Consider the following 20,052-nt stretch of genomic DNA (forward strand, 5'->3'; position numbering starts at 1 on the left):
TCCTATAGCAGTGCGACATGCAAAACCCCGATACGTATAGTATCGGGGTTTTGCATGAATGCCTGAAATCTATTCTTGCTGGGCAAGCAGCTCGTTATAAGCTTCTTCAACAGCTTTCCATTCAGTTTCATCTTCAATGTTGTACAGAACCATTTCCTCGTCTTCTTCTTCCATACGAAGGATGATTCCGTCTGCTTCCGGATTTTCGCGCTCAAGCAGCAGGGCGTACAACTTCTCGCCTACGTCGAACGTTTCTACCAGTACCATTTCTACATCTTCGCCCTGCTCGTTCGTCAAGGTCAGCACAAACTCCTCGTGCTCATGGTCGTGATCATGTCCGCAACCGCATGCTTCACCATGTTCATGGCCATGCTCATGTTTGTGATCGCTCATTGTAATACCTCACTTTAATTGAATTATCCTACATTTGGTATCGTAACACGTAAGATAAGGACAGGTCAATTTGCAGGAGAGACTTAATTTTTGGATGAAGCCGTAACTACCTTCTCGGACACAAGAATGTAATCTCCGTTCTTCGACGCCTTCATGAAGAAGCCTACGCTATATTTGCCCGGTTCCTTGAAATCATAGGTGAATTCCGGTGTGGAGAACCAGAAATCCTCATTCTTGGAGCCGACGGCATCCTCGAGAATATCCTTCACATTCCCGGCAGGATCAGTGATTGCCACCTTCACGGCAGCGATGCTGTCCTTGAGGCTGTCCACCTGCGTTAGAATTTTCATCTTCAGCTTGCCTGTGTTAACATTGCCGAATACCGTGTCGCCTTTGAAGAGTACGATATGAACATTCGGCTTGAGGATCGTTACTCTGCCCGAGCCGTCCCAGCTGACGATACCCCCGGCCTCCCTGGCGGGAATATAGGTCTTGCCGTCAATCAAATAGCCGCCATCGGCTATTTCCTTTCCATTGCTCCATACTTTGATCTTCTGGTTCACAGCGTCCGCGAACAAATAGGAGCTTCCCATCATGAAAAACACAACCGTGCACAGAGCAATTTTTCTCCATCTCATTGTAAAGCCCCTCCAAATAATTCATGCTGTTAATGTATACTGCTAAGCCTTCGACAAGTTGCGCAGAATTCAGGGTTTTATTTCTTTTTGCAGAAGAAAAGAAAACCAAGCCCTTCAGCAACCGGTTTCGGCATGTACAGCAGACCTTAAACGAAGTATTTTCAGAGAAGCCGGAGTCCCCCTTAGCACATAGAAACGGCCAGACTTCAGCGCCTGTAAGACGCCTGTCCGGCCGTTCCCCCTGTTATCTATGCCCGGCTAAAATTGCGGAAGCTGATCCAGATTGTTCGTAGGATCTCCATCTGCATCGCCGCGGATATACATTTCGCCGTCTTTGCCCTTAAATACATTGACCCCTGCGATGCTGCCGGACTGAACCTCCTGAAGTGCCTGCTGATAATCCAGCACGCGTCCGGAGGAGGTCTGGAACCCGGTCAGGTCCCCGTCACCGTTACGTTTGGCGGCAATAAAGCGTTCCCGTTCTTGATTCATCACTTAGGATCGTCTCCTTCGCACTAGAATTAGCCAGCTCCCCTGGCCCGATTCTAGCTTGTCCATAGCAGCGAAAGAGTATGTATCCGGCAGATTACAGGGCTTTACTCATTCTTACATGTAGAATCCCGGCATCATAGAAGGGCTCCTTGGAGATTACTTCATAGCCGAGCTTGCTGTAAAATGGTTCTGCTTGACACTGGGCATCCAGAATGGAAGCCTGCAGACCCAGCTCACGTGCCCGTTCTTCCATAGCCAGCAGCAGGATACGTCCGCATCCCTTAGCGCGGAAGGCCTCCCGAACGGCAATCCGCTGCATCTTGGCAGTGTCCGCTTTATAATAGATCAGCCGGCCGGTTGCAGCCGGCTGCCCGCCCTCCATGAGCAGGAAATGATGCACATGCTCACTGATGGTATCATATTCATCGATTTCCTCTTCTACCGGCACCTTCTGTTCTTCCACAAACACCTTCTTGCGGATCTCCAGCGCCATTTGAAGCTGCTCCTCTGTAGTAACATGTACGATTTCCACTGCCATCTCCCTGGCTCCTCTCTATAGCTCCAATCAATATGGAGCATTATACAGAATTATTAATATCCTGTATAGAGCCTGAGAGCTTCAGGGCAAGGCCCGTGGACAGGGAACCTCCGGCCACCTTACTTACGGAGTCTCATAGACCTCCTCGGGAATCGAGCGGTCATACACATCCCGCAGAACCGGCGAGGTCAGGCTATCCCGTGAATTCAGACTCCCGTCTAGTCCGGTCATCCTGTGAACATCCGTATATTCAGGAACCTGCTTACCTGCCGTACATCCGGCGATTCCCAGAAGGAGACATGCTCCAATCCATAAGAAACATACTCTTGCCAAACGCATTGTTGTTAACCTCCTCATCCTTCTCGGCTCTTTACAGCTTTGACGAATCGGGAGGTTCATAAACGAAGATTTACAGATTTACATTGCCAACTACATGGACAAGATACATCATACCCCCAAGAACTCCGGCAAGGACAAAATACGCGGCCCCATATCTCCAGCGGGTAGCAGCCGGTACTTCATAGTACTTATCATTGTCATATACCGTGAAGCTGATCTCACAGGTCATCTTCATCTGCAGGCTGGCATCCACATACAGCTGATCGAGCTGCACGACTTTGACTTTTCCGATCAGCGACTGCACCGGCATGGTCGTCGTTCCATAGTAATCCAGGTTATCCCAGCGTACGCCGACAAACTGCTGGCGGTTCAAATCACTGTAGGTGGTGAACGGCAGCTCCCGCTTATGCTCGGGGCCGGGGATCAGATATCCTTGCTCCTGCAGATCCCCGATGGGGATCAGGAAGCTTTTGAGCACAGTATGCATCTGATTCTTCGTCCGCCGGCTGATGTACTTCTTATACATATCATAAGCGAACATTACCCAGATGATGGAGAACAGGATGGATTTCAGATAAATAATTACAGCCAGGCCGCCAACGAGCCCTACCAGCCATAACCAGCGTGTTACCGCCGTGGCAATTCGCCCCCCATCCAGCGGATGGATCGGCAGCAGGTTAATCAAGTTAAGCAAGAACCCGACGTATGCCAGCGAGTATAACAAAGGACTATGATAATAATAAGCTGCTCCGAACACGATCAGCGCGCCGATGCTCCCCAGTATAGGGCCGCCAAAAGCGACATAAGCTTCCTCTCTGGCATCCAGCGGCTGCTTCTTCATCGTAATCAGCGCACCCATAAAAGGAATAAACAGCGGTGCGCTTACCGGCAGCCCGATCCGCTTAGCCGCGATAACATGGCCGATCTCATGAACGAATAATAATGCAACGAAGCCCACAGCAAATTGCCATGGTGAAATCAGTGCATAAGCCCAGATCGATACCATCATGGAGATCAGCGGACCTGCGATTTTCCCCAGCTTAAGCAGAGAGATAATGGCTTTTCCCTTGAGCAGCAGCAGTACCGCCCCACTGCCCAGCCACCCCCATGCCCCCGAGCTTTTTTTCTCCTGTTTGTTTTCCTGCAATAGTCTCAATCTCCTTTTGATCACTGTGTCGCTTCAATTCCAGGCCAGGATCAGGCACTCCTCTGCTTCCTTCCCGTTAGCCCTTACTCTCTACTGTCGCACAGGAGTGCAGTGGATTGCAAATAGACTTACGGTGTTGACAAATCTCCCGGCCTGCGTATATGATATCCAGTAATTAGGATAACCACAATAGCTGCGAAGAGAAAGAGTACCCTGGCAATTCTTCCACAGAGAGCTCCGGATGCTGAAAAGGAGCAAAGAAAACCCTCGGGAATATGGTCTCAGAGCTGCGCATCGAAGCCCGCATCGCCGGGACGTAGGCTGCGCCGGAACCCGCATCCGTTACCATGCTAGGGTATACCCGCTTTAATCTGCGGACGTACCTGAAGAGGTGGATGCTGCGAGGCATTGATGAATTTGGGTGGTAACACGTGAGCACAGGCTCTCGTCCCTTTAGGGGATGAGTGCCTTTTTTGCGTTCACATCATTTGAGGAGGAGAGAAATATGACTAACATTTTTATTGGAGGGGCTTGGCCTTATGCCAACGGCTCCCTGCATCTGGGCAGACTCGCCAGCATTCTTCCGGGAGATATTCTGGCGCGCTACCACCGTGCTAAAGGTGATGCTGTGCTCTATGTATCCGGCAGTGATTGTCACGGTACCCCCGTTGCTGTACAGGCGGCGCAGGAGGGTGTAGCCCCGGGTGAATTCGCCAGCCGGTATCATGAGGAGTTCGCCGCTTGCTTCCGCGACTTGGGCTTCACTTATGACTTGTATACCCGGACCGATCAGGCACATCACCACAATACGGTGCAGGAGCTGTTCCTTAAGCTGCTGGATCACGGGTATCTGTACCAGAAATCGAGTCTCCAGTGTTATTGTGAGCAGGACCAGCGCTTCTTGCCGGACCGTTATGTTCATGGCCTCTGCCCGGTATGCGGACAGCAGGCCCGGGGAGACCAATGCGATTACTGTTCAACGATTCTCGATCCGGTGGATCTGCTGGAGCGCACATGCGCCCTCTGCGGCTCTACGCCTGTGCTGCGCTCTACTCAGCATTACTATCTGTCGCTGTCCAGCTTCCAGCAAGCACTCACAGAATATGCTGATTCCGCGCAGGGCTGGAGAGACAATGCCGTCCGTCTAACCCGCAGATATCTGCAGGAAGGCCTGCAGGACCGCGCAGCAACACGCGATCTGGACTGGGGCGTGGATGTCCCCACCCCAGGCTTCGCAGACAAGAAAATCTATGTCTGGATCGAAGCGGTCAGCGGTTATCTGGCGGCCAGCAAGCAATGGGCCGCCGAGACGGGGGGCCGCTGGGAGGATTTCTGGTCTGTAGTGTCCGCACAAGATAACGATGGGCAGCCGCCTATAACCGCTTACTATGTGCACGGGAAGGACAATATTCCTTTTCACAGCCTGATCTGGCCTGCTATCCTGCTTGGAGCTGAGGAACTTCATTTGCCGGACCGGATCTTCTCTTCTGAATATCTGACCCTGGAAGGGCAGAAATTCTCCACCAGCCGCAACTGGGCGGTCTGGGTGCCGGATATTCTCAGCCGGTATGACCCGGACTCAGTCCGTTATTTCCTGACTGCGAACGGTCCCGAGAAGCGGGATGCCGACTTCTCCTGGAGAGAGTTCATCTATAGCCATAACAGCGAGCTGCTGGGCGCGTTCGGCAATTTCGTCAACCGCAGCCTCGTATTCGTGAATAAGTTCTGGAAGGGCAGAGTTCCAGATGGAGTATTGGACGAAGCATGGGCTAGCAGTCTGCAGCATCTGTATGAGGAGGCAGGCAGGCTGACCCAAGCCGGACACTTCAAGGAAGCCCTGGAATTCATCTTCTCGCATATCCGCCAGGCCAATAAGTATTTCGATCAGCAGCAGCCATGGCTCCAGATCAAGCATGATCCTGCGGCCGGGGCTAACACGCTGTACACTTGTGTTCAGATTATTGCCAACCTGTCTAACCTGCTGAACCCGTTCATCCCTTTCTCCTGCGAGAAGATTAGAGGCTTCCTGTCCATTGAACAACCCGTATGGCACCCGGTATCCGTCCTGGCAGAGCAGCCTATATTGGAGCTTGAGCTGCTGTTCGAGCGGATAGATGTAGAGCGCATAGAGGAGGAAATAGAGCGGATGAAAGACAAAAGCGTTCTGCCTCTCATACCGCTCACGAAAGCAAGCGGCGAAGGCAAGGACGCTCCGGGGTCTTAATATTGATGAATACACAGCGGCTGTCCGCTCTGTGTGATAACTTAGTTCTGGCTGGGGTAACGTGCTCCGGCTGCAATACCTTGCGGGGATATCCGCTCAATCCGGGCGAGATCCTCTGCCGTCAATGTAACCTCAATCGCTCCGAGGTTCTCTTGTAACCGCTCCAGCCGCTTCGTGCCGGGAATCGGTACAATTTGATCTCCTTGTGCTAGAAGCCAGGCCAGGGCTAGCTGTGCCGGGGCGTAGCCTTTCTCGGCCGCCATCTGCCCGATCAGCGAGACGACCTCCAGGTTCCGGGTGAAGTTCTCTCCCTGGAACCGAGGGTAATGGCGGCGGTAATCATCCTCCGGCAGATCATCGAAGCTCTTGATCTGTCCAGTCAGAAAACCGCGGCCCAGCGGGCTATAAGGAACGAAGCCGATGCCCAGCTCCTTGACCAGCGGCAGAATCTCATCCTCCACCTCCCGGCTCCAGAGCGAATACTCTGTCTGCAGGGCGGTCAACGGATGCACCGCATGTGCCCGGCGGATCAGTTCAGGCGAAGCCTCGGATAAGCCGATATAACGGATCTTCCCTTCCTTGACGAGGTCAGCCAGGGTACCGGCGGTTTCCTCTATAGGGGTGTTCGGATCAGGACGGTGCTGATAGTACAGATCGATATAATCTGTGCCGAGATGATAGAGGCTGGCATCTACGGATTTTTTGATATAGGCCGGGTCTCCCTTGGGTCCCTGAGTATGCGTAATGCCGAATTTGGTCGCAATCACAGCCTGATCTCTCCGGCCCTTAAGTGCCCGTCCGAGAAGCCGTTCATTGCCGCCGAAGCGCTGCTGCTCGAAAGCTCCGTAGATATCCGCTGTGTCCAGCAGGGTTACGCCCAGGTCAAGCGCGCCATGAATGGTTCGTACAGACTCTTCATTATCCGGCATCATCATCGTTCCGAGTCCCAGAGCCGATACGATCAGCCCTTCGTTCCCAAGTGTTCTTGTGTGCATATGGTTGCCTCCTCTTGTCCCTGTAATAGATCTTATGAACATGACCTTATTCTAACCGTCCTGCCGTGGAGCAGCCACAGTACGTTCATGCTAGTAAGATCATTACCAGGGAGCAGCAGACCAGTAAGATATGCGCCTTCAGGTGATTCTCTGCTAGGTTAAGACAGGGGTGTAGATACAAATATGCAGACCCGGGTGATCCGCCAGATTGGCCATCGAATTGATATCGTAGACTACAGGCTGGCTCGTGCCAAGACTCTCTATGACCACACGGTTGACCTTCTTGCCTTGAATATTGTGCTGCTTCCACACCCTGGCGAAATCCGCACTGTCCTCCAAGAGCTGATCGACCATCTCCTTGTACCAGGGATCGTGCAGGTTCATGTCATAATAGGTTCTGTACACCCCTACTGAATAGATTGCGAACTCCTCCCAGTTCCGCATCCGGCGGCGCAGCTCCAGATCCAGGAACAGAAGACGCATCATAATGCGCTCTGAAGCAGGCAGACTTCCGAAATCACTAAGCACTTCACTCGCTTTATCATTCCAAGCCAGTACCTCAGACCGCTCATTCGTAATAAAAGACGGATAAGTCAATTGGCGGATAATATCCCGCCACTGCGGATTCAGCTCCGGACTGGCTGTATCTATAGAAGCAAGTGTATCCGGCAAGCCCGGATTCCATAGCTCAAACAGATGCTTACGCTCATCTGCCGACAACCGTAGCGCCTGACTGAGACTCTCCATAACCTCTCTGGAGGCGGTAACCTCCCTGCCCTGCTCCAGCCAAGTATAATAGGTGCTGCTGAGACCAGCCAGAACCGCAACCTCCTCCCGGCGCAGCCCTGGTGTTCTGCGCTGACTGTTCGTTTCCTTGATCCCTACAGCTTCAGGCTGCAGACGTTCCCGGCGTGATCTCAGGTAGTCGCCAAGACGCCTAAACCTCGTAATCTCGTAACTCATGAGCTGGGCCTCCTTTCAGCATTACGATGGATTCATAGATGCTTCACATATTCACACACTCTCGCATATAGCGTGGGGTAAATCCCCGGGTATGTCACCGCCTGCGGTAGCTCGCTGAAGCTTCGAAGCTCCGCCATTTCGTACGGGGGCAAATTTCCGAACCTTATGACATCTGCATAATACAACATCCCGTAGCTCTCTGCCAGCTCTTCACTACTGACCGAATAGATGCATAACGGATGCAGTTCATATTCTTCAGCACCTGTCTCTTCGTAAAGCTCTCTTACCGCAGCTTCCCCGGGACTCTCACCCGCCTCAATATGCCCGCCGGCAAATTCCCATGTGGACCGCTCACGGTGCCGCACCAGCACCCAATCGTTCCCTTGCTTCATAAAAATCACTACATACTTGAGACTCACCCCAGGGCACTCCGCTTCATGCAATGTTACGATCATGATAGAATTCCACCTTTTATAGTTCGTTAGAATCTTCCAGAGAAGCGCCATTATTGTAATATATTATGGATGGGGTGTCGTGGTTTTTTGTCATTCTCTAAATGCATATAAAAAAAGAAACCATAACATTGCATTAGACACGTAAAGTCATCTAACGCTAAACGTCAATAGCTTCTCTGTTTGTTGTTCTCTGTTCATAAAAACAAAGAAAGCCTTGATTATCAAGGCTTTCTGCATATAGGACGGATGGGGTTCGAACCCATGACCCCTACCCTGTCAAGATAGTGCTCTCCCGCTGAGCTACCGTCCTGCAACGAAATTTATAATAACACAGGACGTGAGGGAATGGCAAGATAATTTTTATGATATGAAGGGGCAATGCTTAGCATCTGTTAAAATTTCACTGCAACGGTGTTAACTTTGCAATATTTTAGCATCTATCAAAGGAATTACAATTTTAAAATTTCTTGTTCCGAAAGTCCAGAAACTTGTGAAATAATCTTAACTTCAAGCCCAATTCTCAACATATTCTTAGCAACCTCCACAGCCTTTTTATGTTCTCCTGTGGCCAAACCTTCAGCAATCCCCTCAGCCTTAGCCCCATTCATCCGTGATGCCTCATCACGCAAATACTTCTTCCGGGCTTCATACTCCATCCTTGTAGCGGCATCCTGACTCAGGAACTCCAGCGTATCCATTGCTTTTTTCAACATCGGTTCATTCATGGTCAGCTGCTCCTCGAGCTTCGTTAATTCCATCACATGAATCTCAAGATCGTTATTAAGAGAAATTCCAGTGTGATCTTCACGAAGATGAAACACATTATGATGACGGTCATTCGGCAGACAGGAGTAGTTCAGTATATTAATCGTTATACACTTCTTCAAACACTGATTATATCATGGCAGAACTACTCGTTGTAGACAAAGCCAGGCTTTCGGGCTCCATATACTGCTATTCTGTCCCCTAAGCTCTATGAAACATACAAGAATATGTTTTATCTTTCAGCCCCCCCTCTACCTTAATGTTATCGCCATTCGCTTATCCACCAATACAACGGCGTCTGCTTCACCCTTACCGTTGAACATGGCTGAAATTACATATATTTTCGTGTCATCCTCCGCTTTCGCCACCCACTCTTTCTCCTGCAAATATCGCTTGTTGGTGGCATCGTAAGCATAATCCAGGTTGCGCTCCATCTCCTTCAGATATTGATCGCCATAGATTTGTTTGAAGTCATCCTTAGACATGCCAATTTTAAAACCGCCAGTGGTTTTATATGTATCTTTCGATTCCTCTGCCAGAGTAATCCCTGCCACTTTATCCTCCCGGTACATAATCCTCACGCCAGAGCTATACATGACTGAATTCGCAATATCCTTATCCTCCCCCTTACCCAATACCTCTTCCGCTTCTGCACGGCTCATTCCATACTCAACAACGGCTTTATGATCGTTCACCTTTTGAATGGCTAAGTCTTTGGTGGTTACCCCGTCCTTTGAATCCGCACAAGCCGTCAATACGAACAAGAACAACATTACCAGTACCGTTTTTCTCATAATACCCTCCAGATCCTTTTATCTAAAGTTTACCTTGTTAGGAGGAATACGAAACAGTTGCATCCCTGACAGGACTGTATGAAGATTTGTTGAACCGGTCCTGAATCGATCTTAACTTCCTCCCTTGCATTCTATATAATAGAGACAGCTTACACACGGAAAGGACTGAACTATGCGCAGATATCAATAGTTGTACCTCACCAATACCATATATATTTAATGGAGGTAACTTATTGATGATTACAGAATTACAAACCGAGAGATTAGTATTAAGACAAATGCGCACCGCCGATTCAGCCAGCCTGTTCCCGATCTGGTCCGATCCTGAAGTCACCCGGTTCATGAATATCAGCAGCTTCACGGATGAGAGTCAGGCCGTGGAGATGATTGAGCTGCTTCATAAGTTAGCCACCGAGAATCAGGCGATCCGCTATTCCATCACGGAAGCAGAATCCGGCCGGATTATCGGCTCCTGTGGTTTCAATGCGCTGGACTATGACAATGCCAAGACAGAGATCGGTTATGAGCTTAGCCGCGAGTGCTGGGGAAAAGGATATGTGCCTGAAGCCCTTCGCGCACTAATAGATTATGCGTTTGATACACTGGGCTTCAATAGAATAGAAGCAAAGGTGGAGCCTGCTAATATCAATTCTATTAAGGTACTGCAGAAATTAAACTTTTCGCTGGAAGGAATATTGAGGCAGAGTGAGCGGTCCAAAGGAAGCTTCATTGATCTGTGTATGTACTCCAGATTAGCTGCAGATTAAGCTAACCTGAACAAGGGCTGACCCAAGCGCTGCAGAATAAACTGCGCAGGGTCAGCCTAATTTTATATACCATAAAAAATAAAGCTACCACTGGGGCAGCTCCACTAATTGAATATCCGATGCGGATGTCTTTACGTATTTGAGAATTTCTTTATAGCCCTTCTCTGACAGAAAACACTTTTGCTCGACTCCTCTGTGGTCTTCCCCAAAATAAGCAATATGAAACGTCTTATCCAACTGGATAATGTTAGAAACCTGAATTAACGTGTTTCTATCTGCTAGAACGAAATTATATCCTGAACTGGCCAGGGTATTAAGCCAATATTTCAGCGTACCTACTGTATAAAAGGTCTGATCGTACGTATGGACAATGATCCGATAGATAGTCCGTTCAAATTCCATAAACGTTATTTTTGCAATATCGAGTGAGAATACACCAGTGTTTCCCTCTGTGTCTCTAGTAACAGATATCGTGCTCAAAGGGATCAACTCCAATGTTATTTAAGTAACTCTTCAGGTACCTCCGGTTGATTAATGTATAATACACTTGCTGTAACCAACACGATAAGGGCAGCCAAGGCGGACAAACCAGAAGCAAGCTTATACACTACTTTGCGCTGCAAAGCTCTCATTGTCAGATGTTCACCTCCCTTCTAGCTATAATCAGACTGATGGATTGTGCCAAAAAGCTGGCTGCGATAACAGATGAGCCTATAACGATATTGGCAGCTACCAGCAGTAACGCCACGATTCTCAGCTTAGGCCAGTGCCGCCTCGGAATCCGGGTCTGTCGTTCAATCCCAATGGGCGCCAGCCATAAAACGATTAACAGACTAGTTCCATTCATTAGCATAACGTAAAGGGAACTAACTTCCACAAAGGATAGGACCGTGAACAAGCATACCGTAAACAAGACACAGGCAATACCGGATCTAAGATGGGCTCCGCCGGACATCTGACGTAATAAGGCAAAGGAGATCAGAATCTGCAGAGCTTCACTTGTCCTGCCCGTCAACAGGGATACTACCAGCGTCAGCCCAATAATAAACACCACATTAAGCACTACGCTAATAGCAAATTTCAGGACAGCGTAGGATGCCGGGTGCTCAGGTACGATATTTTTAATCGTAAATGCCAGCTTGCCGGACATGAATTCAAGCATCTTCCCGCTCCCTCCGGGTGGAATAATATAGAAGGAATACAGTCATCACCAGGAAAATCAAGGCATTTAGCAGAATATCATTATAGTAGAGTAGCACTGAAATCCCTATTACGAAGCCGAAAATCAGCAGAGACAGCAGGATATCTTCTATCTTAAAGCGGAGTTTATCCAAGTCGAACGTGAAGCCCTTGCCTTTGCGGTACAGAAGCCCAAAAATACCGAACACCGCTGCCGCAGTCGCTACCTGCAGAAAATATCCGTTCGCGGTACTACCAATATTCGATATAGATCCGAACATGAGCAGGGTGAGCAGCGTCTGAATCCCGGCAAAAATAGCAAATCCTGATATTGTTGCGATGATGGATAGAATGAGCGGCATCCTCACCACCGCAGCGAAGAAGAAGATAAAAATCAAGATTAAAACAAGTGGTGCAACATTCGACATGCCCAGTTCATTGCGTAACAGATAGCTTTGCAGATTGTTCAGCAAGATGACAAATAAAGCCTGCCAGATGTACCATCTCCACTTGAATCTATAGAGAGACATAATCAGATAATAGAGCGCAAGCGTCTCTATCGTTGAGAAAAACATAAAGCCTACAGGTTCCCACGACAAACCATAACACCGCCTGACTAATTTTCGTTCACAAGATTAATTATATATCCCCGCCGCACCTGACGTATACTACTTAATTACAAAATTCGACACTTTTTATCAAATCAAAAAAACATCCGTTGGCCGCTCTGAATCGAGCCTCAACGGATGTTCCTCTGTGTACAGCAGCTTGGCTGTCCGTACTAAATTTCAGACCAAATGACGTTAACCTCCACGGTTCCCTCCTGGGACGCAAGCGGACCGCCAATGATTGACCAGCTCTGCTTATCGTCCTTGGTCTTGCCTTGAATGATCAGGTTCTTGGGATCGATAGTCTTCACGGACTGATCGCCCAGCTTGGAAGCCAGATAATCATCATAGAGCTTCGTTACCGATTCCATACTATCCGTTGTTCTAAAAATCAGCAATGCCGTCTTCTTGCCCTCATTCTCCTCCGCATTCGAAAGAATGGTCTCCGTTACATTCTCCGGCATCGGGAAGTCCTCCGGCAGGTATTTCGGCAGGTCCGCAGATCCGGCAGCCGTCTCGTTACTTCCGGCCGTCGCCTCAGGGGTCTGCTCCGGCTCTGTCGTTGGTGCTGGAGTCTGTTCGGCCTCTGTTGTCGGCGCTGGAGTCTGCACAGTCTCTGTTGCCGGTGCAGTGGTCTGCATCGATTCGGTGGACGGCTTATCCTCAGCATTACCGCAGGCACTGAGGGCCAATAGGGACAACGTCAAGGATAAGGACATTATTAGCTTTTTGGTGTACATCTTCTCACTCCTCGTCAATTCATTGAAAGTTACATGGCCAGTTAGATTCACAGGCTTACCGGATAGTACCCATTTTCTTTTTCCTCAAAACAACGAATAGACAAAAAGAAGCCCGGAAGCCAAGGCTCCCGGGTCATTCGTGAATGATGTATAAGTTCAGAATTTATTTATAATACGATGTCGTAAGCGGAACGAAGACCGAGGTTCCATCCTTCACATCTCCGTTGACATACAGGCTGCTTACTCCGGCAATATCCACTTCGATGGTAGTAAGCCCGCTGGCCGGGTCAATGGTCTGCTTCTTCAACACAGTATTGGTGTCGCTGTCTTGTACCGCGAAGTCTTTAATCTCTCCGCCGATCGCGGCTACCTGGAGATAAAGCTTCTGATATTTTTTGTTCGGGTGGAGCATGAATGAAGTGCCGCGGTCACCACTGGCGTTATCGAAGAAGACATCCTTGTAATCCTTGTCCTTGAAGACCGTCTTGCCCGGATCTTTGGTGTGATACATGTCGTCAAAACCTGTAGCGATTGGTACGCCCGCTGTCTGCTCCCCCAGAGATATGGTGTTGGTTGCAGCATCGAACTTAACGGTAACTCCCAGCAGATCGGATACGGAACGGACCGGCAGATACGTTGTGTCCTTATAGGAAATTGGGGCAACCACCGCACCGCTGCCATTCTTAAGCTGTACGGGCTGGCCGTTCATCTTGAATTTGATGCTTGGATTGAGATATGCCTTGATCTCCTGCAGGTTGGCTCCGGCGTACACACCTGTGCCCATTCCTCCAAGTACGGCAAATGCAGTCAGTGCAGCAGTCATCTTCTTCTTCATTCGATCATACTCCTCTCCATTTATAACAAATTTGAATATTCCTTATTGGGAGTATAATAAATCCTGCCACCAGATGCAATCATTCAGAAATCATCTCTCCGGTGAGCCGCTTCGTAACGTTCGCGGATCTCCAGATTTTTGGAGTGATTGTACAAATCCAGCGCAATGATTCCCCTGCGGGCAAGCTTCACCACCAGCACAAATAAATATATCCCCATTCCCAGACAAGTCAACCAGAGTAAAAGAGCAAAAATACTGAACCCTCCAGCAAGCAAGGACCCAAAACCTGTCATATACACAGCTTACATCCTCCTAATTCAACATGATAAAAGTCTATATCCTAATCATATCAAGTTTGGCACGTTTGTGTAAGGAATGCAAAGTTCTATTAAATTTCACTGTAGAAATAATCCAATTTTGATATACTGGCTAAGTATGATTAAACATTTGGGGGAAATTACTCATGTACGGAAAATTATCCAAAATGACTTTAGCTTCACCTGTGATATTGAGCGGATGTGGCGGGTCTGATGAGATTACTCAAGCCGAAACGGCGACTCCTTCTGCAGCTCCGACTGCTTCTCCTACTCCAGCTCCAGAGCTGAAGAACTTCTCAGTGAAAGATAAGACGCAGGAATACCTAGAGAACTTCGGTACTAATTCATGGAATATTGAGTCGTCCAAAGAAATTGCCAATAACATCCGGATTAAGGCCCGGGAGGATAAAGAGAATACCTTCACTTATCTGGAGATTGCTGACTCTATTGAGAAAAATGATGTGCAAAATGTAAAGAAGCTTTTCACAAAAATTGGTGGAGTTCTACCTGCTTCCGTTGCCAGCCGCTACCCGGATCCCACACCTACACCCGATGAAACGGATGTACCCTCTGGCGGGGATACTATTAACACCTTTGATGAAGCAAACCAGGAGCTAGGAGCCAGATCACTTAATTTAGCCAAAAGCTATCTGGAAAAGAACCTCACCCAAGAACTTAGAGATGAAGTATTAGCAGTTATTCTCAATAGTCTGGAGTTTATAAATAAGAAAAATCAAAGCAAATTCAAGGAAATGGCCAATGCCATTCAAAAGGATGACAAGGCAACTGTTGAAAAGCTATACGCTGAGCTGCTGCCGTTATACCAAGGGATACCTAGTTCAGCCACATCCGCAGCTGCTACACCAGCTCCAGCAAAGGACGAAGTCATACATCTCAAAGGAAAAAAGGACCAGGCTACAGAGTTCTTTTATTTGAACAGCGGGATCGCCATAATTGAGGCAACAGACAACGGGGATTCTAACTTTGTGATCTATATGTACGATGAAACAGGAGATACCAAAAAAATGCTCGTGAATGAAATTGGGCCTTACAAAGGAAAATCTCTAGTCGTGATTCCTGACGGCGGGAAATATATGCTGAAGGTGGAGTCGGATGGCTCGTGGAAAGCAGATATTAAGCAGAGCATCCCCGAGAACGTCAAGAGCGCTCCGGTTAAATTATCCGGTAAGGGGAACGATGTTGTGTTTGCAAGGCTGCAAAGCAAGCTGACCCGCTTCACATCCAAGCACACGGGTGAATCCAATTTCGCTGTCAAAGTGAATGATAGCCTCTTACTGGTTAATGAAATTGGGAACTACTCCGGCTCCACAGCGGAAAAAATCGAATCCGACGGAATTTATGTCTTTTCAGTGGAAGCAGACGGGCAATGGAGCATTGATATCGAGTAAGCTTCCTTAGGTTAACCGCACCCAAAAACGATTGCCACTCTTTAAAGGAGGGCAATCGTTTTGTTCGTTTACAGGCTTAGGTTACTCCGATAGTGCAAATCAAACTTCACCCGGGAATGGGCAGCGTTTGGAAGATAGTTGTATTTTGTACAGCTAAATGACGGCGAATTGGCTGGCGCGCAGGGATAGTTGTATTCTGTACAGCTAAATTTGAGGAAAACGCTCTTTCCCGCCATGAGAGTAACTTATAAGTGTACAGAGTGCAACTAAAGCTCTCCCTGCGCAATATTTGCCCATTTTAGTTGTACAAATTACATTTAGAGCCTAAATCGCAGGGAGAGTGATGTTCTTGCCTCGTTGATCATTTGATGCTGAACCGCCGCTGATTCCTCGCAGACTAGTTACCCGCAGATTTGCTCTCCCCCTGCCCGCCTGCCCGCGTAAGTGCCTACACCTTCACCCTCATCTCACCGTCCTGCTCCTCCAGCTCCACAAACACCGGCCGTTCATCAGGCGTCTGATTCGGCGTGTGGATGGCTAGCATCAGCTGACCGCTGAACGTGCGGAAGACCATGGCGTGACCGCCGTCCTGCTGGTAGAGCGCTTGCTCCTGATGAAGCCAGGGTCCGGTTATCTCTCCGCTCCCGGAACGGGCGATGCCCAGCGCGTAGGTATTATTAATGAAGCTGGCCCACAGCAGATACAAGGTGCCGTCCGCTGAGCGGAAAAGGAACGGCCCGTCCGTGACATAATTAAGCTGATTCGCATAACGCTTGGATTCAAACGGAGTGGTCCACGGGGCTTCGGATGCCCGGAACAGAACAACAGGTTCTCCTTCGGCTTGGCGCAGATCCTTCGTTAGCCGCATGGCGCAGACCTCGCCGTCCCCGGTCTGCTGCCATTCATGGCAGAAGACCATCCACGGCTGGCCCTGCCGGTCCACATACAGCGTTCCGTCGAGTGAACTCCACTCCTGCGGAGTCACCGGCCCCTCACTATGCGGGATGAACGGACCCAGCGGATGCAGCGATATCAGAACGGCGGTGCCCAGCAGATCATTGTCCTTGCGCCGGAAGGTGGCGAACATGATGTAATTGCCGCCATAACCATAGACCTCCGGTGCCCAGAAATTCCGCTCCGCATAGAAATCCGGATCCGGCCGGAAGACCGGGAACGGGCCATCCCAGTGCTCCAGATCTGTGCCGATGTAGGCGTTGAACCCCGTGCCCGGGCCCCAGATATTGCTGTCCGTGCTGCCATACAAATAGTAGGTGCCCGCCTCCTGCCCCTCTCCGGCCAGCGGAAGTACATACGGATCTCTGATCTGCAGCTCGCTATTCGCTGTCGTTCTCATCGGGTGGTTCATTTAGACCCTCTCCTCACTTCGCTCTTATACTCTCCCTGATCTACCTGTACTCCGGCAGTACCACTCCAATATCGCTGACGCTCACAAAAACGCCGTCCGCATATTCCAGTTGCTCGTTGCCCTTGATAGTGAACGGGAGCGTCTGGCCCTCATAACACAGATTCCCTTCGATCCGGCGGACACTCATGCCGATTAGCCGCAACAGTTGTCCGGACCGGTCCAAGACTACACGTACTCCAAACGGAAAGGTCATATACTCCTCTTCATTGCGGTAGATTACAGAGCGCTCACGCGTAGTAATCAGCTCAAAGACCGCGCCGTCCACGATCCGGCGGTATCCGGTCTCATGGGCGACCTCGTGGCCGTGATCCATGTCATAGGGAAGCAGGCCGGTGAACCATAGCTCCTCCCCCGCTACCGGCACGATCCCGCATAACCGTTCCATATAATCCAGCAGGCAGAGAATGGCCGGTGAATAGGTCTCCGTATAACCCTCTTCTCCAGTCCATGGGCTTAACGTCTGCCCGAACCGGGTCATCCGCGAGAACGCTGCCAGGATCGGCAGGATGACCCAGGTCAGCTCAACATAACGCCCGTGCTGCTCGAAGGCATGCGGCGCACGGATGAGGCTGAGGAAGTTCGACGATCCTCCCCAGGTGTTATAGCTGGAGAAAGGGTCGAATCTGGGATCATCCATCGCAATGGAGGTGAAGGGATATTTGGCGAAGAACTTGCTCGTATTCAGCAGGTAACGGCGGAGGGCTGACGCAAAAAACGCCCCGTCCCCCACCTCGCAGGCCAGCACACGCAGCAGGACATCGGATTGTACACGGACGAATCGGTCCCCGCGATCCCGGTCATAGAAGAATTCATCCTCTTCGTCATAACAATGGCTGAACAGGCTGTGGCTGCTTGCCGCTGCCCGGGCACGCCATTCGTCCCCGCTCCCGCCAAGCTCCTCTGCCATCTTGGACAGGTAGAGCCGCTGGCAGTAGACATTGGCCGTTAAATCCGGGGCCAGAAAAGGCAGCAGCGGTGAATCCGGGTTCACCTGTGCCGCGTCCTCCAGATGGGGTGTATCTGGAATATGCCAGAAGCGCGGGGATAGATCATGCCCGGTATCGAACGTGCAGAACGCTTCCACGCAGCCGGTCCCTCTAGTGTTGCGGTGCATATGCAGCCAATGGTCGAACCGGCTCATCGCCTGGTACATGGCGCTAAGGAAGCTCTTGTCCCGCCCGTTCTCAAGATAATGATTCCAGACGCTGCGGGCCAGCGGAGTCACCATCTGAATCTGCCGGTAGGCCGGTCCCGCAGGCGTCACCTTGTAGGGCATCAGTCCATCCTGCCGCTGCTGGTCGGCGAACAGCCGGAAGGTCGCTCCCGCCACCTCCGGCATGAACCGCGACAGCCGTTCAGCGCTGATCGTGCCCGTGCTCTCCAGCCAGCTCCCGAGATAGACTCCGCCTTCATGCAGCACAAGTCCGCCTCCGTCCATCGGCACGATACAGTCCAGCAGCTTGTGCAGCGCAGAGTAATAGACTTTCTCCATATTCTCCGAGGATGCCGCGAAGGCCACGCCCGATTGCTTCCACTCCTCCAGCGAATCCCTGTCCGCCGCTTTCTTAAGCACTCCTATCCGGTCGTCCACCGTTATCTTCCGCAGTCTCTCCAGTACACTACCAGTCATTCCTTTCCCTCCTGTAACTTTAGTTGCTCCCCAGACAGAGAAGCAGACTGCCAGGGGCAGCCTGCTTCCGGGATATGACTACTCGGCTCCGAATAACTGCGTCGCGCCTGTATAGAAATCCTCTACCCCTTGCTTGACATCCTTTTGCTCAAAACCGATCTCCTGTACAGCGGTCTCCGCCAGCTTGGTGAATTCGGTGAAATTCGGCGGGTTATAGCTGACGGCAAACGGCTCCTTCTTCGTCGCTTCCGATACCCGGCTGGTGAAGTCGTATACGGTCTGTTCCAGCGGCGTAGCCTCCTTCATCAGCAGGTCACGCATCTTGGAGGTAACCGGCACGCCGCGGTCACTGCCCAGAATCTGCGCGGCATCGGGATCATTGATCCAGAAGTTCATCAGCTCCGCGACTTCCTTCGGGTGCTTGGTCTTGGCATAACCGGACAAGCCTTGACTGGATTCAAAGACAACCCCCGTTCCCTTCGGCCCGCGCGGCACCTGAATCATGGTCAGCTTATCTTGAGTCAGATTCTGATGAGCGGCGAACTGGTTGGACGGAATCAGGCTCATCGCCACCTTGCCGGTAACGACCAGGGATTTACTTGTGTCTCCGGGAGGATTGGATACCTGCAGGGATGGAGTGACCATTCCGCCGTTCTTAGTGATCCCGTGCCAGTAGTTGAACCACTCCTCTGCATCCTGCTGCCCGAAGCCCAGCGCGTCCTTCTCCATATCATAGACCTGCTTGCCGCGCTGCTTCATATAGATGTCCATCCCCTCAACAGTAAAGTTGTAGGTGCCGTAATAACCCTTACCCAGCTTATCGGAGATTTCCTTACTGATGCGGGCGTAATCTTCCCAGCTCCAGCCGTCTGCCGGAACCTCCATTCCAGCCTTTTTGAACAGTTCTGTATTGAGCACCATCCCCCGGGCGTTCGCCCCGGCAGAGATATGCACCAGCTTGCCTCCCAGCGTTCCGTATTCCACCATCGTCTGATCCATATCCGTCAGATCCAGCTCTTGGCCGACATAGGGCTGTAAGTCCAGCAGCACGCCTTTAGCAGCATAATCAGTTACGTTCCCTCCCAGGAAAAACACATCAGGCGCTGTGCCCGAAGCGAGCTGGGTGTTCAACTTGTCGAAATACCCGGAGTTCGGAGCAAACTCCCCTACCACCTTAATATTCGGATGCTTCGACTCGAAGGCGCGCAGCGCCTCGTTCGTCTTATCCGCACGCTTCTGGTCGCCCCACCACATAATCCGCAGCTCCACCTGATCCGCAGAAGTTCCGGCACCGCCGGAGTTGCCGGCCGCCGCAGGCTTGCCGTTATTGCCGCCCGAGCAGGCGGTTGTGGCTGCCAGCAGCAGGACACTCAGCGTAAGACCTAAGCTTTTCTTCAT

At 50.5% G+C, this 20,052-nt stretch carries 23 protein-coding genes, 1 tRNA gene and 1 pseudogene; 3 read left to right on the forward strand and 22 right to left on the reverse strand.

Features of this window, described 5'->3' with window-relative positions; genetic code table 11:
• Positions 1 to 69: 69 nt before the first annotated feature.
• From C173_RS24250 to C173_RS24275, 6 genes are all read right to left on the reverse strand, one after another.
• Positions 70 to 393: a DUF1292 domain-containing protein gene (locus tag C173_RS24250; protein ID WP_036729508.1), complete on the reverse strand. Its 324-nt coding sequence runs from the start codon at positions 391 to 393 to the stop codon at positions 70 to 72.
• Between the two features lie 83 nt (positions 394 to 476).
• Positions 477 to 1,031, reverse strand: coding sequence for a copper amine oxidase (locus C173_RS24255; RefSeq protein WP_036729511.1), 555 nt, complete (start codon positions 1,029 to 1,031; stop codon positions 477 to 479).
• A gap of 258 nt (positions 1,032 to 1,289) precedes the next feature.
• Entirely contained in the window at positions 1,290 to 1,526 is a 237-nt protein-coding gene (locus C173_RS24260; protein WP_036695032.1) for a DUF3892 domain-containing protein, read from the reverse strand.
• Positions 1,527 to 1,617: 91 nt separating this feature from the next.
• The gene (locus C173_RS24265; protein WP_036729514.1) at positions 1,618 to 2,061 is read right to left on the reverse strand and encodes a GNAT family N-acetyltransferase; all 444 of its coding nucleotides are present in this window, start codon (positions 2,059 to 2,061) and stop codon (positions 1,618 to 1,620) included.
• A 123-nt stretch (positions 2,062 to 2,184) separates the two neighbouring features.
• Positions 2,185 to 2,400 carry a hypothetical protein gene (locus C173_RS24270; RefSeq protein ID WP_036729518.1) on the reverse strand — a complete coding sequence of 72 codons (216 nt, stop codon included), beginning with the start codon at positions 2,398 to 2,400 and terminating at the stop codon, positions 2,185 to 2,187.
• A gap of 70 nt (positions 2,401 to 2,470) precedes the next feature.
• Positions 2,471 to 3,547: a site-2 protease family protein gene (locus tag C173_RS24275; RefSeq protein WP_036729520.1), complete on the reverse strand. Its 1,077-nt coding sequence runs from the start codon at positions 3,545 to 3,547 to the stop codon at positions 2,471 to 2,473.
• A 505-nt stretch (positions 3,548 to 4,052) separates the two neighbouring features.
• Here C173_RS24275 and metG point away from each other — a divergent pair.
• Positions 4,053 to 5,771 carry a methionine--tRNA ligase gene (gene metG, locus C173_RS24280; protein ID WP_051478337.1) on the forward strand — a complete coding sequence of 573 codons (1,719 nt, stop codon included), beginning with the start codon at positions 4,053 to 4,055 and terminating at the stop codon, positions 5,769 to 5,771.
• A gap of 41 nt (positions 5,772 to 5,812) precedes the next feature.
• Here the strand turns inward: metG and C173_RS24285 are convergent, their stop codons facing one another.
• The 6 genes and pseudogenes from C173_RS24285 to C173_RS24310 all read right to left on the reverse strand — a co-directional run bounded on the left by C173_RS24285 (position 5,813) and on the right by C173_RS24310 (position 9,743).
• Positions 5,813 to 6,766 carry an aldo/keto reductase gene (locus C173_RS24285; RefSeq protein ID WP_036729523.1) on the reverse strand — a complete coding sequence of 318 codons (954 nt, stop codon included), beginning with the start codon at positions 6,764 to 6,766 and terminating at the stop codon, positions 5,813 to 5,815.
• A gap of 153 nt (positions 6,767 to 6,919) precedes the next feature.
• Positions 6,920 to 7,729 carry a helix-turn-helix transcriptional regulator gene (locus C173_RS24290; RefSeq protein WP_051478338.1) on the reverse strand — a complete coding sequence of 270 codons (810 nt, stop codon included), beginning with the start codon at positions 7,727 to 7,729 and terminating at the stop codon, positions 6,920 to 6,922.
• Between the two features lie 32 nt (positions 7,730 to 7,761).
• Positions 7,762 to 8,184, reverse strand: coding sequence for an NUDIX hydrolase (locus C173_RS24295; protein ID WP_036729525.1), 423 nt, complete (start codon positions 8,182 to 8,184; stop codon positions 7,762 to 7,764).
• 238 nt (positions 8,185 to 8,422) lie between these two features.
• A tRNA-Val gene (locus C173_RS24300) sits at positions 8,423 to 8,494 on the reverse strand.
• A 139-nt stretch (positions 8,495 to 8,633) separates the two neighbouring features.
• Positions 8,634 to 9,071: pseudogene (locus tag C173_RS33860) on the reverse strand (PD-(D/E)XK nuclease family transposase); the annotation flags it as partial.
• A gap of 129 nt (positions 9,072 to 9,200) precedes the next feature.
• The gene (locus tag C173_RS24310) at positions 9,201 to 9,743 is read right to left on the reverse strand and encodes a hypothetical protein (protein WP_036729528.1); all 543 of its coding nucleotides are present in this window, start codon (positions 9,741 to 9,743) and stop codon (positions 9,201 to 9,203) included.
• 236 nt (positions 9,744 to 9,979) lie between these two features.
• On the opposite strand from C173_RS24310, the gene C173_RS24315 reads away from it, so the two are divergent.
• Positions 9,980 to 10,510, forward strand: a complete 531-nt coding sequence (locus tag C173_RS24315) for a GNAT family N-acetyltransferase (RefSeq protein ID WP_036729531.1) — start codon at positions 9,980 to 9,982, stop codon at positions 10,508 to 10,510.
• An 84-nt stretch (positions 10,511 to 10,594) separates the two neighbouring features.
• Here C173_RS24315 and C173_RS24320 read toward each other — a convergent pair whose 3' ends face one another.
• The 7 genes from C173_RS24320 to C173_RS24345 form a co-directional block, all read right to left on the reverse strand.
• Entirely contained in the window at positions 10,595 to 10,990 is a 396-nt protein-coding gene (locus C173_RS24320; RefSeq protein WP_155991627.1) for a LytTR family transcriptional regulator DNA-binding domain-containing protein, read from the reverse strand.
• 17 nt (positions 10,991 to 11,007) lie between these two features.
• A complete protein-coding gene (locus C173_RS35700) occupies positions 11,008 to 11,142 on the reverse strand; it encodes a cyclic lactone autoinducer peptide (protein WP_081751311.1) in 135 nt (44 codons plus the stop codon).
• A 2-nt stretch (positions 11,143 to 11,144) separates the two neighbouring features.
• Positions 11,145 to 11,672, reverse strand: a complete 528-nt coding sequence (locus tag C173_RS24325; protein ID WP_036729535.1) for an accessory gene regulator ArgB-like protein — start codon at positions 11,670 to 11,672, stop codon at positions 11,145 to 11,147.
• Positions 11,665 to 12,288, reverse strand: a complete 624-nt coding sequence (locus tag C173_RS24330; protein WP_155991628.1) for a hypothetical protein — start codon at positions 12,286 to 12,288, stop codon at positions 11,665 to 11,667. Before C173_RS24330 ends, C173_RS24325 begins: the two co-directional genes overlap by 8 nt.
• A gap of 182 nt (positions 12,289 to 12,470) precedes the next feature.
• Positions 12,471 to 13,016 (reverse strand): hypothetical protein, encoded by a 546-nt coding sequence (locus C173_RS24335; protein ID WP_209877689.1) that lies wholly within the window; start codon positions 13,014 to 13,016, stop codon positions 12,471 to 12,473.
• A 184-nt stretch (positions 13,017 to 13,200) separates the two neighbouring features.
• Positions 13,201 to 13,872, reverse strand: a complete 672-nt coding sequence (locus tag C173_RS24340; RefSeq protein WP_036729545.1) for a stalk domain-containing protein — start codon at positions 13,870 to 13,872, stop codon at positions 13,201 to 13,203.
• An 83-nt stretch (positions 13,873 to 13,955) separates the two neighbouring features.
• Complete coding sequence (locus tag C173_RS24345) at positions 13,956 to 14,165, reverse strand: hypothetical protein (RefSeq protein ID WP_143803499.1); 210 nt, start codon at positions 14,163 to 14,165, stop codon at positions 13,956 to 13,958.
• Positions 14,166 to 14,335: 170 nt separating this feature from the next.
• Between C173_RS24345 and C173_RS33045 the strand changes: the two genes are divergently transcribed.
• On the forward strand, positions 14,336 to 15,598 hold the full coding sequence (locus tag C173_RS33045) for a hypothetical protein (protein WP_051478339.1): 1,263 nt from the start codon (positions 14,336 to 14,338) through the stop codon (positions 15,596 to 15,598).
• A gap of 448 nt (positions 15,599 to 16,046) precedes the next feature.
• Here C173_RS33045 and C173_RS24355 read toward each other — a convergent pair whose 3' ends face one another.
• The 3 genes from C173_RS24355 to C173_RS24365 all read right to left on the reverse strand — a co-directional run bounded on the left by C173_RS24355 (position 16,047) and on the right by C173_RS24365 (position 20,052).
• Positions 16,047 to 16,964, reverse strand: a complete 918-nt coding sequence (locus tag C173_RS24355) for a glycoside hydrolase family 43 protein (RefSeq protein WP_235191999.1) — start codon at positions 16,962 to 16,964, stop codon at positions 16,047 to 16,049.
• A gap of 40 nt (positions 16,965 to 17,004) precedes the next feature.
• Positions 17,005 to 18,654 carry an MGH1-like glycoside hydrolase domain-containing protein gene (locus C173_RS24360; protein ID WP_036729549.1) on the reverse strand — a complete coding sequence of 550 codons (1,650 nt, stop codon included), beginning with the start codon at positions 18,652 to 18,654 and terminating at the stop codon, positions 17,005 to 17,007.
• Between the two features lie 78 nt (positions 18,655 to 18,732).
• Positions 18,733 to 20,052, reverse strand: coding sequence for an ABC transporter substrate-binding protein (locus C173_RS24365; protein ID WP_442792673.1), 1,320 nt, complete (start codon positions 20,050 to 20,052; stop codon positions 18,733 to 18,735).

This window comes from Paenibacillus sp. FSL R7-277, assembly GCF_000517965.1.
GTDB lineage: Bacteria > Bacillota > Bacilli > Paenibacillales > Paenibacillaceae > Paenibacillus_AQ > Paenibacillus_AQ silagei.

Coding starts and splice junctions, on each gene's coding strand:
- C173_RS24355 (WP_235191999.1), bottom strand. CDS start 16,964: ATGAACCACCCGATGAGAACGACAGCGAATAGCGAGCTGCAGATCAGA.
- C173_RS35700 (WP_081751311.1), bottom strand. CDS start 11,142: ATGAGAGCTTTGCAGCGCAAAGTAGTGTATAAGCTTGCTTCTGGTTTG.
- C173_RS24365 (WP_442792673.1), bottom strand. CDS start 20,052: ATGAAGAAAAGCTTAGGTCTTACGCTGAGTGTCCTGCTGCTGGCAGCC.
- C173_RS24315 (WP_036729531.1), top strand. CDS start 9,980: ATGATTACAGAATTACAAACCGAGAGATTAGTATTAAGACAAATGCGC.
- C173_RS24270 (WP_036729518.1), bottom strand. CDS start 2,400: ATGCGTTTGGCAAGAGTATGTTTCTTATGGATTGGAGCATGTCTCCTT.
- C173_RS24265 (WP_036729514.1), bottom strand. CDS start 2,061: ATGGCAGTGGAAATCGTACATGTTACTACAGAGGAGCAGCTTCAAATG.
- C173_RS24250 (WP_036729508.1), bottom strand. CDS start 393: ATGAGCGATCACAAACATGAGCATGGCCATGAACATGGTGAAGCATGC.
- C173_RS24340 (WP_036729545.1), bottom strand. CDS start 13,872: ATGAAGAAGAAGATGACTGCTGCACTGACTGCATTTGCCGTACTTGGA.
- C173_RS24335 (WP_209877689.1), bottom strand. CDS start 13,016: ATGTCCTTATCCTTGACGTTGTCCCTATTGGCCCTCAGTGCCTGCGGT.
- C173_RS24325 (WP_036729535.1), bottom strand. CDS start 11,672: ATGCTTGAATTCATGTCCGGCAAGCTGGCATTTACGATTAAAAATATC.
- metG (WP_051478337.1), top strand. CDS start 4,053: ATGACTAACATTTTTATTGGAGGGGCTTGGCCTTATGCCAACGGCTCC.
- C173_RS24345 (WP_143803499.1), bottom strand. CDS start 14,165: ATGACAGGTTTTGGGTCCTTGCTTGCTGGAGGGTTCAGTATTTTTGCT.
- C173_RS24255 (WP_036729511.1), bottom strand. CDS start 1,031: ATGAGATGGAGAAAAATTGCTCTGTGCACGGTTGTGTTTTTCATGATG.
- C173_RS24285 (WP_036729523.1), bottom strand. CDS start 6,766: ATGCACACAAGAACACTTGGGAACGAAGGGCTGATCGTATCGGCTCTG.
- C173_RS24290 (WP_051478338.1), bottom strand. CDS start 7,729: ATGAGTTACGAGATTACGAGGTTTAGGCGTCTTGGCGACTACCTGAGA.
- C173_RS24310 (WP_036729528.1), bottom strand. CDS start 9,743: ATGAGAAAAACGGTACTGGTAATGTTGTTCTTGTTCGTATTGACGGCT.
- C173_RS24295 (WP_036729525.1), bottom strand. CDS start 8,184: ATGATCGTAACATTGCATGAAGCGGAGTGCCCTGGGGTGAGTCTCAAG.
- C173_RS33045 (WP_051478339.1), top strand. CDS start 14,336: ATGTACGGAAAATTATCCAAAATGACTTTAGCTTCACCTGTGATATTG.
- C173_RS24360 (WP_036729549.1), bottom strand. CDS start 18,654: ATGACTGGTAGTGTACTGGAGAGACTGCGGAAGATAACGGTGGACGAC.